The organism is Corynebacterium timonense, assembly GCF_900105305.1.
GTDB lineage: Bacteria > Actinomycetota > Actinomycetes > Mycobacteriales > Mycobacteriaceae > Corynebacterium > Corynebacterium timonense.
The window spans coordinates 471,203-483,768 of sequence record NZ_LT629765.1 but is presented as its reverse complement, the minus strand read 5'-3'; the positions used below and the strand labels follow the sequence as shown (position 1 = coordinate 483,768).

9 protein-coding genes and 1 other RNA gene are annotated in these 12,566 nt (G+C 69.8%); 3 read left to right on the top strand and 7 right to left on the bottom strand.

What is annotated here, in order from left to right:
- Positions 1-30: 30 nt before the first annotated feature.
- Positions 31-1,335: an MFS transporter gene (locus tag BLT81_RS02420; protein WP_019193151.1), complete on the top strand. Its 1,305-nt coding sequence runs from the start codon at positions 31-33 to the stop codon at positions 1,333-1,335.
- Between the two features lie 12 nt (positions 1,336-1,347).
- On the opposite strand, the gene BLT81_RS02415 is transcribed toward BLT81_RS02420, so the two are convergent.
- Genes BLT81_RS02415 through BLT81_RS02405 form a run of 3 tightly spaced genes read right to left on the bottom strand, consistent with a single transcriptional unit; the run spans position 1,348 to position 6,049 of the window.
- Positions 1,348-1,620, bottom strand: coding sequence for a hypothetical protein (locus BLT81_RS02415; protein WP_040420658.1), 273 nt, complete (start codon positions 1,618-1,620; stop codon positions 1,348-1,350).
- Positions 1,621-1,659: 39 nt separating this feature from the next.
- Positions 1,660-4,713 carry a bifunctional [glutamine synthetase] adenylyltransferase/[glutamine synthetase]-adenylyl-L-tyrosine phosphorylase gene (locus tag BLT81_RS02410; RefSeq protein ID WP_019193153.1) on the bottom strand — a complete coding sequence of 1,018 codons (3,054 nt, stop codon included), beginning with the start codon at positions 4,711-4,713 and terminating at the stop codon, positions 1,660-1,662.
- A gap of 1 nt (position 4,714) precedes the next feature.
- Positions 4,715-6,049: a glutamine synthetase family protein gene (locus BLT81_RS02405; RefSeq protein ID WP_019193154.1), complete on the bottom strand. Its 1,335-nt coding sequence runs from the start codon at positions 6,047-6,049 to the stop codon at positions 4,715-4,717.
- Positions 6,050-6,248: 199 nt separating this feature from the next.
- Between BLT81_RS02405 and BLT81_RS02400 the strand changes: the two genes are divergently transcribed.
- Positions 6,249-7,880 carry a CYTH and CHAD domain-containing protein gene (locus tag BLT81_RS02400; protein ID WP_019193155.1) on the top strand — a complete coding sequence of 544 codons (1,632 nt, stop codon included), beginning with the start codon at positions 6,249-6,251 and terminating at the stop codon, positions 7,878-7,880.
- A 7-nt stretch (positions 7,881-7,887) separates the two neighbouring features.
- Here the strand turns inward: BLT81_RS02400 and BLT81_RS02395 are convergent, their stop codons facing one another.
- Positions 7,888-8,100: a hypothetical protein gene (locus BLT81_RS02395; RefSeq protein ID WP_019193156.1), complete on the bottom strand. Its 213-nt coding sequence runs from the start codon at positions 8,098-8,100 to the stop codon at positions 7,888-7,890.
- 142 nt (positions 8,101-8,242) lie between these two features.
- Between BLT81_RS02395 and BLT81_RS02390 the strand changes: the two genes are divergently transcribed.
- Positions 8,243-9,454: a galactokinase family protein gene (locus tag BLT81_RS02390; RefSeq protein ID WP_040420809.1), complete on the top strand. Its 1,212-nt coding sequence runs from the start codon at positions 8,243-8,245 to the stop codon at positions 9,452-9,454.
- A 78-nt stretch (positions 9,455-9,532) separates the two neighbouring features.
- On the opposite strand, the gene BLT81_RS02385 is transcribed toward BLT81_RS02390, so the two are convergent.
- The 3 genes from BLT81_RS02385 to BLT81_RS02375 form a co-directional block, all read right to left on the bottom strand.
- Positions 9,533-10,924, bottom strand: a complete 1,392-nt coding sequence (locus tag BLT81_RS02385; protein ID WP_019193158.1) for an RNB domain-containing ribonuclease — start codon at positions 10,922-10,924, stop codon at positions 9,533-9,535.
- A 53-nt stretch (positions 10,925-10,977) separates the two neighbouring features.
- An RNA gene (gene rnpB / locus BLT81_RS02380) (RNase P RNA component class A) lies at positions 10,978-11,380 on the bottom strand.
- 42 nt (positions 11,381-11,422) lie between these two features.
- Positions 11,423-12,565, bottom strand: a complete 1,143-nt coding sequence (locus BLT81_RS02375) for a bifunctional RNase H/acid phosphatase (RefSeq protein WP_019193159.1) — start codon at positions 12,563-12,565, stop codon at positions 11,423-11,425.
- Between the last annotated feature and the right edge of the window lies 1 nt (position 12,566).

Below are 12,566 nucleotides of genomic sequence, written 5' to 3'. Positions count from 1 at the left end.
GGGGGCACCCGTGGTTTAGCGTGTAACGGTATGACCTCCCCCGACCCCCGCGAGCGCCTCACCGCGAAGGCGCTCACCGTGTGGGCGGGAGCCGTCCTCGTCTACGTCGTTGCCGTCCTCGGTCGCACCTCCTTCGGCGTCGCGGGGGTCGAGGCGATCGAGCGTTTCGAGGTCGACGCCTCCCGCATCGCCGTGTTCACCTCCGTCCAAGTCGGCGTGTACGCCCTGGCGCAGATCCCCGTGGGCATCCTCATCGACCGCTACGGCCCGCGCGTTCTCCTCGTCGCCGGCGCGCTCGTCATGGCGGCCGGCCAGGTCGCGCTCGGTGTCACGGAGTCCTACGGCGTCGCCATCGCCGCACGCGTCCTCATCGGCGCCGGCGACTCCACCGCCTTCCTGTCCGCCCTGAGGGTCCTTCCCTTCTGGTTCCCCCTCCGGCTGACTCCCCTGTTTACACAGCTTACGGCGTCGCTAGGCCAGCTCGGCCAATTCCTGTCGGCGGTGCCCTTCCTCGCGCTGCTGCACGCGCAGGGCTGGACCGTGGCCTTTGTCTCCCTCGGGGCCGTCGGCGCCCTCGCGGGCATCCTCGCGGGCATCGCGGTTGCCGACGCACCCGTGAGCGCCGCGCCGCGTGACGCGCCTCGCACGAGCACGGCGCGCACCCCGATCAGCGACATCCTGCGTACCGTGCTGCGCGCCCCGGTGTGCTGGGAAGCCTTCTGCATCCACGGCTTTTGCATGATTTTCATGCTCAACTTCACGCTGCTGTGGGGAGTTCCGCTGGCCACCCTCGGCATGGGCCTGTCCCCCGGGCAGGCGGGCGCGGCGTTGACGGTCTACACCGCCTCCACCATGGCCGCGGCGCCTCTGCTCGGGCCGCTGTCCGCGCGGGCGGGCGCGCGCCGCGACCTCGTGGCGCTGGCCTTCGCCGCGGTCCACTGCGTGGTGTGGGTTGTGTTCTTCCTCTCGCCCGAACCGCGCAGCTACGCCTTCCTCTGCGGGCTCATGGTGCTCATGGGCCTGGCCACGCCGACGTCGAACTTCGGGTTCGACACCGTTCGCGAGGAAATGCCGCGCACCATGGTGGCCACGGGCACGGGCTTGGGCAACATGGGCGGCTTCGTCTCCGCGATGGTGTCGTCGCAGGTCGTCGGCCTGCTCCTCGACCACTCCGCCCCCTCGGGCGACTACACGTGGGACGATTTCCGCGTCGCGTGGTTCGCGGTCGTCGCGGCCTGGGCGGTGCTCGTCGTCGGGGCGCTTTCGGCCCGGCGCGCCGCGGTGCGGGTGCGCACGCGAGGGGTGCGCATCGTGGATACGCGGCACGCGAGCTGACGGGCGCCAGGTTCACGAGTGCCGGGGCGGTGCCTGCCTCCCCGTCAGGATGTCGACGACGCTGCGGATCGCGGCGTCGCCAAGCTGCGGCAACTGCTGCGCCGCCGAACCGGCATCTGTCGCCGCGGGGGCTGAAGCCGCGGGCGCGAACGTCAGGAGCACGGTCTCGCCCTCGAGCACGAGGGGGGCTCGCTTATCGACGCCCGCCACGCGCGCCGCCTCCACCAGCGCCTCAAGGTCCGCGAAGGTCGCGTGTGCAAGGTCAATGCTTAAGGTCATAGCCATGCCCCCGACACTAGCTGCGCGGGCGCGCGGGCGGGGCGGCTAAAAGGTGCCGTCGTACTCGCGGGAGGGCACCTCGCCCCAGAAGACCTCCTCGACCACCTCGTGCGCCCGGCGCGTGGCGCGCAGGTAATCCTCGAGGAACTCCTGTTGCTCCTCCGGGTCGTAGCCGGCCGACCCGGCGACCTGCGCCAGCTGCGGGCCGGGCGCGGGCAGCTGGTCCGTGCGCTTGCCGGTGACGAGCACGAGGGCGTTGCGCGCCTTGGTGGCGCGCAACCACGCCTCGCGCAGGATGCGGGCGTTCGTGGCCGACAGGACGTCCGCGTCCCCCAGGTCCTCGAGGTAGTCGAGCACCTCAAGAGTGGACGTGTTATGCAGCCCGGGCAGGGTGTGGGCGTGCATCATCGTGATGAGCTGGACGGTCCATTCGATGTCCGCGAGCGCGCCGCGTCCGAGTTTGGTGTGGGTGTGTTTGTCCGCGCCGCGCGGCAGGCGCTCGTCGTCCACGCGGGCCTTGATCCGCCGGATCTCCCGGATGTCCTTCTCGCTCGCCCCGCCCTTCGGGTAGCGGAAGGGGTCGATCGCGTGGAGGAAGCGCGTTCCCACGTCGCTGTCGCCGGCGAGAACGGTGGCGCGCTGCAGCGCCTGCTTCTCCCACACCTCGCCCCACTCGGAGTAGTAGCGCTCGTAGGAGGCGACGGTGCGCGCCACCGCCCCCGAGCGCCCCTCGGGGCGCAGACCCAGGTCAACCTCCAGCGGCGGGTCCCCGGAGGGCTTGGATAGGCGGGCGCGCATGGAATCGATGATCTTGCCCGCCCAGGCGACGGCCTCGGATTCGTCGACCCCCTCGGCGGGCTCGGCGACGATCATGACGTCGGCGTCGGAGCCGTAGCCCAGCTCCGCCCCGCCGAGCCGGCCCATGCCGATGACGCTGATCCGCGCCCGCGGCTCCTCCTCGCCGCTGGCGGCGAGGTCCGCGCGGATCTCGGCGCGCAGGGCCGCCTCGAGCACGCCCTTCCACACCCACGTCAGCTCGTCGCACACCTCGCGCACGCCCATGAAGCCGAGCAGGTCGGCCGACGCGATGCGCGCGAGGTCGGCGCGGCGCAGTCCGCGCGCGACGGACACTGCGCGGTCCGGGTCCTCGTAGCGGCGGGTGGCGGCGATGATGGCGTTGTGGGCTTGGTCCGGGGAGACGTCGAGAAGCTTGGGCCCGGACGCCCCGTCGCCAAGCAGCTGCACCACCTCGGGGGCGGAGATGATGAGGTCGGAGGTGTACGGGGAGTTGCCCAGGATGTGCATGAGGCGCTGGCCCACCACGCCTTCGTCCCGGAGCATGCGCAAAAACCAGCTTTTATCCTCCGCTGCCTCGGAGAGCTTGCGGTAGTTGAGCAGGCCGGCGCCTGGGTCGGCGGTGTCGCCGAGCCAGTGCATGAGGCTGGGCAGCAGGATCGCCTGCAGCTTCGCCTTGCGCGACGAGCCTTTGACTAGGAAGGCCAGGTGCTCGTAGGCGCGCGCTGGGTGGCGGTAACCGAGCGCCTTGAGCTGGTCTTTCACCGCGTCCGCAGAGAGGGCAACTTCGCCGACGCTCATGCTGACGACGGCGTTGAGCAGCGGGCGGTAGAACAGCTTTTCGTGCAGCTGGGACACGCTGCGGCGGTACTTGCGCAGCGTGTTTTCCAGCTGTTCGGCGGCGGTCGCTCGGGCGTTCGCGGTGAAGCCTGAGGCGCGCGCCAGCCAGCGCCACGCCTCCTTCTCCTCCCGCGGCGGCAGGGTGTGGGTGCGCTTGAACCGCTGCAGCTGCAGCCGGTGCTCGAGCAGGCGCAGGAAGCCGTAGGCGTCGATGAGCTGGCGGGCGTCCTCGCGTCCGACGTAGCCGCCCGCAGACAGCGCCTCCAGGGCCGCCACCGTGTTGCGCGCCCGCAGGTCCTTGTCGGCGCGCCCGTGCACGAGCTGGAGCAGCTGGACGGCGAACTCGACGTCGCGCAGGCCCCCGCGGCCAAGCTTCAGCTCCAGTTCGCGCATCTCCTTGGGCACGTTCTCGAGCACGCGGCGGCGCATCGCCTGAACGTCCTCGACAAAGGACTCGCGCTGCGAGGCCTGCCACACCAGCGGCTCGAGCGCGTCCACGTACTGCTGGCCCAGCTCCATATCGCCCGTCATCGGGCGGGCCTTGAGCAGCGCCTGGAACTCCCACGTCTCCGCCCACCGCTTGTAGTAGGTCAGGTGGCTGTCCAGCGTGCGCACGAGCGCGCCGGACTTGCCCTCGGGGCGCAGGTTCGCGTCAACCTCGAAGAAGCATTCGGTGCCGATGCGCATGAGCTCGCTCGCCAGCCGCGTCGCCTTGGCGTCGGCGGGCTCTGCGACGAAGATGACGTCGACGTCGGAGATGTAGTTGAGCTCGCGCGCGCCGCACTTGCCCAGCGCGATCACCGCCACGCGCGCGTCCGGCTGGTCGTCGTCGTACACCCGGCGCACCGCCACGGCCAGCGCCGCCGTGAGCGCCGCGTCCGCGCAGGCGGTCAGCGCCGCCGTCACTCGACCGTAGCCGAGCTGGTGCTCGCCGCCGTCCGCGCCAGGGGAGGTTCCGGCGAGGTCGGCGGACGCGATGCGCATGATGAGGCTGCGGTAGGTGTCGCGCAGCGCGGTACGGGCGGTGCCGGGCGAGGAGTATTCCTCCGCCGCGCGGTAGACCCCGGGCGTATCCGGCACCTCGCGCGCGTCCACCGCGGCGAGCATGGCGGCGCGCAGCTCATCGTCGGCGGGGACGGCGCCGGCCAGGCTGCGCCACTGGTCGGGGTGGGCGACTAGGTGGTCCGACAGCGCGGTCGAGGCCCCAAACAGGGCGATGAGCCGGGCACGCAGGGTGGCGTCGCGCAGGAGTTCGTCCCGGAGCTCGGGGTAGTCCTCGTCGAGAGCCTCTGCTAACCGCACCGCGTTGTTGAGGGCCATGGTGGGGGCCGCGGCGTCGCCGAGGGCGTCGACAAGCACGGCGTGCTCGTCGTCGTCCCAGCCGAGTGTCGCGATGTCCTCGGCCGCCCTCGAGCCCGTCAACCCCAAAGCTGCGAGCGATCGGGTGGTTCTGCGCGCGCTCATATCACAAGTCCAATCCGTTCTCGACCTCCCAGGCGGTCACCTGGGAGGTGTAGCTGTGCCACTCGTCCCACTTCGAGCGTAGGTAGAAATCGAAGACCTGCTCGCCGAGGACGTCGGCCATGAACTCGGAGCGCTCGAGGTGGCGCAGCGCCTGGTCGAGCGAGGTTGGCAGGTCGCGGTAGCCCATCGCGCGGCGCTCGCGGCGGGTCAGGGACCAAACGTCGTCGCGCGCGGGTTCGTCGAGGTCGTAGCCTTCCTCGATGCCTTTCAGGCCCGCGGCGAGGACCGCGGCGAACGCGAGGTAGGGGTTGCACGCCGAATCAAGCGAGCGCACCTCGATGCGGCGCGAATCCGCCTTGTGCAGGCGGTAGGTGGGCACCCTCACCATGGCGGAGCGGTTGGATATACCCCACGTCGCGGCCGTCGGGGCCTCGGAGCCGAACTGGAGGCGCTTGTAGGAGTTGACCCACTGGTTGGTCACCGCCGAGATCTCGTTGGCGTGTTCGATGATGCCCGCGATGAACTGCCGGCCGGTCGCCGACAGCGAGATCTCGTCGTCCGGGTCGTGGAAGGCGTTGGTCTCGCCCTCGAACAGCGAAAAGTGGGTGTGCATCGCCGAGCCGTCCATGTCGCGGAAGGGCTTGGGCATGAAGGTCGCGTGCACGCCGGAGGACTCCGCGATGGTTTTCACGATGTATTTGAAGGTGACCACGTTATCCGCCATGGTCAACGCGTTGGTGTGGCGCAGGTCGATCTCCTGCTGGCCGGGGCTGGCCTCGTGGTGGGAAAACTCGGTGACAATGCCCATGTACTCCAGCGCCGAGATGGTCTGGCGGCGAAACTTCGGCGCCTCGTTGCGCTTCGCCTGGTCGAAGTACCCGCCCTTGTCCGCGGGCCGCGGGTCCTGCATCCCCTCGCCGTTTTTGACCAGGTAGAACTCGATCTCGGGGCTGGCCACGAAATCGAAGCCGAGGTTTTTGGCCTTTTCCACTTGACGACGCAAAATCTGGCGTGGATCCGCATACAAGGGGTCGCCGTCGGGCATCGTGATGTCGCAGAACATCCGCGCGGTCTGCAGGCCTTCGTCCTCGTCGAAGGGCAGCGCCTGGTAGGTCGAGGGGTCGGGGCGCAGGAGCGTATCCGACTCGGAGACCCGGGAGAACCCCTCGATGGAGGAGCCGTCGAAGCCGACGCCCTCCGCAAAGGCCGCCTCGAGCTCGGCGGGCGACATCATCACTGTCTTCAACGAGCCGAACAGGTCGGTAAACCACAGCCGGATGAACGCGATATCCTGCTCGCTGACCTTGCGCAGAACGTTTTCCTGTTGGCTACTCATAGCACCACACCTTACCCGCGGGGAACCGCGCACCCGTGCGGTTCACGAGGGGTAGAATCGGGCAAAACTGGGTCACGCGCGGCGCACCCTTGCGCGCCGCCTGCCCGTACCGTGAACGCGCCCACCGCGCGGGTCGTCATGGACACGCCTCATGCGCGCGGCGGAACGAGAAGGAACAACGAGAAAGGGCAAGCACCACGTGTCCGACAAGAATCACGACACCCCCCGTGAGGTCCTCGAGGTCGAGGCGAAGCTGGCCGTCGACGAGGCAACCGCTGTCCCCGACCTTACCGAGCTGCCCGGGGTCGACAGCGTCCTCGACACGGTCGAGCACCACCTGTCCGCCATTTATTTCGACACCCCGGACCTGCGCCTGACGCGGGCGAAGATCACCCTGCGCCGCCGCACGGGCGGCTCCGACGACGGCTGGCACCTCAAGCTGCCCTCCGGCTCGGCCCGGCGCGAGCTGCGCGCCCCGCTAGAGGAGCCGACCGAGATCCCCGAGGAGCTTTTATCGAACGTGCGCGCCATCGTGCGCACCGCCGAGCTCTCCCCGATCGCCCAGGTGGACAACCACCGCGTCGTCAGCGATCTCGGCTCCGCCACCGGCGAGAAGGTCGCAGAGTTCTGCGACGACCACGTCACCGCGTGGTCGCTGCTGCCCGGCGGCGAGCGCACCACGTGGCGCGAGTGGGAGCTCGAGCTTTCCGCATTCACCGCCGGCACCGAGGAGGGAGCGCAGCTGCTGTCACAGGCCACGGCCTTCCTCATCGCCGCGGGCGCGCGCAAGTCGGATTCCCCCTCCAAGCTGGCCACAGCCCTCGGTTCCTCCGTCGATGCGGCCCCCCTGCCGCCGCACCTGCGTACGCCCGAGCTCGACCCCGACTCCCCCGCCGCGGCCGTCGTGTCGGCGCTGCGCACCCAGCGCGACGCGATCGTGAGCTGGGAGCCGCGCGTGCGCGCCGACGAGTGGGACTCGGTGCACCAGATGCGTGTGTCGACCCGCGAGATGCGCTCCCTGCTGGAAACCTTCGAGGGCATCCTCGAAGGCGAGCAGCTCGAGCACCTCGAGGACGAGCTGAAGGAAGCCGCCGCGGTCCTGGGCACCGCGCGCGACGCCGAGGTGGTCGAGGAGCGCCTGCTCGCCCTCATCGACAGCGACGAAAGCGGGCTTATCGACGCCACCGCGGCCGCCCACATCAAAGACGACATGCGGGCCGAGTACCGCGAGGCCCACGAGGTCATCGTGGAGATGCTCGACTCCGAGCGCTTCCTCGCCCTCCTCGACGAGATCGATGCCCTGCTCGCCCAACCGCCCGTCGCAACGCGTTCTGCTGAGGTTGACCCTGGCGCTGACGTTGACGTTGACGCTGACGCTGACGGGGCCGACCCTGGCGAGTCCCGCGAGATCCTCTACGAGCACCTCAAGCGCGGCTTTAAGAAGGTTAAGAAGCGCCACGAAAAGGTCCTCGACCACTACAATGACACCAGCCTCGACCTCCACGAGCGCGAGGACTACGTGCACGACGTGCGTAAGGCCGCGAAGAAGCTGCGCTATGCCTCCGTGGCGGCGGAGGGCGCGGGCCTCAAGGCGCGCCGCCTGACCAAGGCCTGCAAGGCGCTGCAGTCGCAGCTCGGCGACTTCCAGGACGCCGTGACCTCCCGCGACCGCATCGAGCGCCTCGCCGCGGGTGCTCGCGAACGCGGGGAGGATACCTTCGCCTACGGCCTGCTGTACCAGCGTGAGTTGGACCGCGGCGCGCGGGCGCTCGAGGGCTACGAGAGGTCGGTCGCGGAGGTGGCCAAGGCCTTCTCCAAGATTAAGCCCTAGGAGCTAGCTACTTTTCCCACGAGGCGGGTTCGCCCCAGTTGTCCTCCGCCTCCTCGCGGGCGTCGGCCTCCTTGTTGCGCTGCGCGGCGGTCTGCAGCGCAGCGGCGGCTTCCTCGCGCGTCGCATAGGGGCCCATGCGCTCGCCCCAGCCCGCGACCTTTCCCTCGGTGATCTCGCCGGTCACGGGGTTGAAATAAAACTGTTCGTCAGACTCAGACATGGTGACCTCCTTGTACTCGGTTCTCGAGCTTCCTCTCGAGCCGGGTTCGACGTGCCGCCCACCCTACCCGCGTCGTTGGTAGTCTGGGTGGTCCAGAGCGCGATAGCTCCCCGAGCCCCCACTTCGAAAGGACGTGGTGATCATGGCCGTGTGGGCCGCCGACGAGACCTCCCCTGCCGCACGCGCAGCCGACCTGCACCGCGAGGTCACCGGCCACGCCCCGCTCCGGTGCGCCTCGGCGCCGGGAACCTGGGTGCTCATCGGCGAAAACGTCGACCACTTCGGCGGGGTGACGCTGCTCGGTTTGACCTCGCTGCGCGCCGCCGCCGCCATCTCCCCGCGCGAGGACGACACCATCAGCATCGAACTGAGCGGGCCCGACGGCTACAGCATCTCCTCCACCGGCACGCTCGAGGACCTGCAGGAGGAGGGCTCCCTCGACCGGCTCACCCGGCGCGCCGTTGGCCTTGTGTCCCTGCTCGCGTCGCGCCAGGTGATTTCCCGCGACACCCGCGGACTGGACATCTCTCTCGTTACCGACATCCTCCCCGGCGCTGGCCTGGGCTCGCTCTACGCCGGCGACGCGGCGTTGGCGCTGGCTCTTGCGGGCGGCGACCCAGAGGTCGATGACGCCCCTTTCCGCGCCCGGCTCGCCGAGATCTGCTCGCACAACGTCACCGTAAACTCCCCGCTCGCCGTCCTGCGCGCCCGCCACACCGCGGCGCTGCGCGGCACAAGCGGGACGATCTCGGTGGTGGACTACGCGGACGGCTCCGTCACCCAGGCCCCCCACCCGGGCAAGCTGGGGGTGCGCATCTTCGCCGTGACTGAGTCCTGGGGCGAGCCCTACGACCGCCAGACGCAGCGCATCGCCGAACGCCGCGCGTTCATCGACGCGGCCTGCGCTAACTTCGGCGTAGATTCGCTGCGGCAGCTGCCCAACGCCGCTGAGCGCGTCGTCGAGTGGGTGGAGGCCCGCCGCCAGGTCAACGGCCCGGATTCCGCCCCTGACCCGGAGGCCGCCCGCTCCTGGGTGCGCTTCTGCGAGACGGAGACGATGCGGTCCCTGGCCACAGCGAAGGCGCTGCGCTCGCGCCGCGACAACGAGCTGTTCACGCTGCTCAACTCCGCGTCCGAGAAACACGACCTGGATACCCCCGACGCGCTCGTGAGTGACTTGCTCAGCCGCGGTGCGCGCTCCGCCCGGCCCGCCGCGGCGGGCAACTCCCCGGCGGCGCTCGCGTTCGTCCCCCTGCGCGAGGCCGAGGCCTTCCTGCGCTCCGCCGCAGCCGACTACGAGGTCGTCGAGGTGCTGCCCGGCGAGGTTGCGCGGCTGGAAGACGCCGCCGAATAAGAGGACGCCGCGGAATAAGAGGGCGCCGCGGAATAAGAGGGCGCCGCCGATTAAGCGGGCTCCCCCGATGTAGCGGCCTCAGTCCGCGGGCCAGGCGAACTCCACCTGGCGGTTGCCCACGTCGGCGTGGATGAGCGAGACGGCGGTTTCCCTCCCCTCTTCCGGGTGGCCCAGGCACGGGGCGAGCACGGGCGGGTCCACGACGAAGATGCGGGCCTGGCCCGCCTCCGGGTCGGAGTGCAGGACAACGGCGTCGAAGTTGTGACCCACCCACGGGCGCAGCACGGTGGCCTCGGTGAGGTTCAGGCAGGCCTTGTCCACGGTGTTGGCCAGTTGGGAGGTGCGCCCCATGGTTTTGACCACCCGGTTGCTCTCCGCCTCCACCCACTCGGGGACCGCCGTTCCCGCGCAGATGGACAGGCAGACCTCGGTAGCGTAGCGGTCGATGAGTCGGCGCAGCGGCGCGGTGACGTGGCTGTAGTAGCCGCCGATCCCGGCGTGGACTTCCGGCTGCTTTTCCTCCAGGTTGACGTAGCCGGAGCCGCGCAGCAGCTTCTGCGCTTCGCGCATCGCCGCCATGCCGCGCGGCGTGTCGGCGTCGACAGTTGCGAGGAACTGCCCAATGTCGGGGCCCGGGGTGAAGCCGAGGTTGCGAATCTCCTGCATGAAGTCGTCCTCCGCGCCGGTCGGCGCGGGCCCCAGGGTGCGCAGGAAGCCCTTGCCCGCCTCCACCATCATCTGCCCCGCCGCCATGCCGGTCAGCAGCGAGATCTCGGAGTTGTAGTCCATGACGGGGTGGCGCGGCTCGATGACGAGCTCGAAATGGCCCTCCTCGTTTTCCACCACACGCACCGAGGGCACGCGCAGGTTGATCGCCTGCCGGCGCAACGAGCTGGCCTGGCGCAGTTTTCCCACCTCCGGCAGAAGCGCAATCGAAGGGTGGGGCTCGCCCCGGTCGACATCCGCCTGCACGCCGTCGTAGTCGAGGCGCGCCACGCTGTGGACCAGCGCGCGTTCGACGTACGCGTCGGCTACCTCGCCCCTGTCGTCGAGGCGGAAGGTCCATAGGGCGGCAGGCCTATCGACGTCGGGAAGCAGCGACGCTGCATCCTCGCTGAGCTCCTCCGGATGCAGGCGCGCTGGTTCGTCCGGCAGGTACACCGTCTGGCCGCGCTCGAAGGACTCCTCCTTGATCGCGCTGGAGGGCTCGACAAACGCGGCGACGTCCGCGATGGCGTAATACACCGTGTAGCCCGACCCCGACCTTTCGATGCACACCGCCTGATCGAGGTCCTTCGACCCGGCCGGGTCGATGGTGACGAGGGGGATGTTTCGCGCGTCCCGGCGCTGGTTGGCGAAGCGGTCGGTGAGCCGGGCCGCCTCGGCGTGGACCTCGGGCGCGAACTCCGTGGGAACACCGAACTCACGGGCAACGGGGCGGAAGTTCAGCGGGGCGGCATACAGCTTCATAACCAGCCATTGTGACAGACTTCCCCCCGCCCCGCCGCACAAAAAGCGCAGGGCGAACGAGCCGGCCTGTAAGCCGGATTCTGTACCCCGTGGGGCGGCGACCATCCATCTGGGCCACCCATCGCTGGGCGCCTCAAGCAGCTACCTTCGGACTGGGCGGGCAGCCTCTCGGCACGTCCGACGACCCCCGCGCACACGGCGGGGGCTCTTGCCTTGCTCCCGGTGGGGTTTACCTGGCCGCGCGTGTCACCACGCACGCCGGTGCGCTCTTACCGCACCCTTTCACCCTTACCAACCCGCACGGGCTGGCGGTCTACTTTCTGTTGCACTTTCCCGCGGATCGCTCCGGGTTGCTGTTAGCAACCACCGTGCCCTGTGGAGTCCGGACTTTCCTCGACCCCCGCCAGACCCGCACGGGGCGGCGGTGCGGGAGGCCGCGGTCACCCGGCCGGCTCGTTCGCTGGCACTCAGCTTACGCGCGCGACCCGCGGAAGAAAATTAGCGGTGATGGGAGACGTCGTTGACGCAGCGAACCACGCCGAAATCCCCGTAGAACTCGGCGACAGAGATGGAGGCTAGGTCCAGGAACACGTGGCGGAAGACCTCCACGCCGGCGCCCATCGCCTGGCGGACTACCGACTTAATCGGGGCCATGTGCGTGACCACGAGGATCGTCTTTCCGGCGTGCTCCTCCTGCAGCTTCAGCCGGGCTCGGGTGACGCGGCGGTGGAGCTGGGCCAGGGACTCCCCGCCCGGTGGCGCGGCGGTCGCCGACGCCTCCCACGCGGCGAAGTCCTCGCCGTGGCGCTGCATCGCCTGCTCGCGGGTGAGCCCCTCGAAGGCGCCGAAGTCCATCTCGCGGAAACCGTCGGCGACCTCGACGTCGTTGATGCCGAGGGCTTCGGCGCAGGCGTGCGCGGTATCGAGTGCCCGTGACGAGGGCGATGACACGACCACGTCGATGGCGCCGAGGCGGGCCACGGCCGCGGCCGCCCGGCGCGCCTGCTCGCGTCCCGCGTCGGTGAGCTGGGGGTCAGAGGACCCGCTGTAGCAGTGGTTCGCCGAGTGCTCGGTTTGCCCATGGCGCAGGAGCACGAAGCGCGTGCGCGGCTGATCGCAGCCGGACCAGTGCGCGGGCCCCGCCACGACGTGCCCATCGGCGTCACCGGGGGAGGCCGCGGGCGCGGACGCGGACTGCGCCTCGGGCGACCCCCCGACGACGCCGACCGGCGCCCCTTTCTCCGCGGCGTCCATGGCGACGTTGGACAGCTCGTCCGCCTTCTTGTTCTTCGCGCGCGGCACCCAGGTATAGGTGACGGCGTCGAAGCGCGAGGCGATCGCGTTCGCCTCGCGCGCAAGCTTTTTCATATCGGGGTGCTTGATCTTCCAGCGCCCGTTCATCTGCTCGACGACGAGTTTGGAGTCCAGGTAGACGTCGACCTCGCTGGCGCCAGCCTCGGCGGCGGCCTCCAGCCCGCGCACGAGGCCCGTGTACTCGGCGACGTTGTTGGTGGATTCCTGTCCCACCACGTACGCGATCTCCGCAAGGGTGTCGCCCTGCGGGCCGTAGACGACGGACCCGGAGCCGGCGACGCCGGGGTTCCCGCGCGCGCCGCCGTCGGTGTAGACCGTGACTTTCATG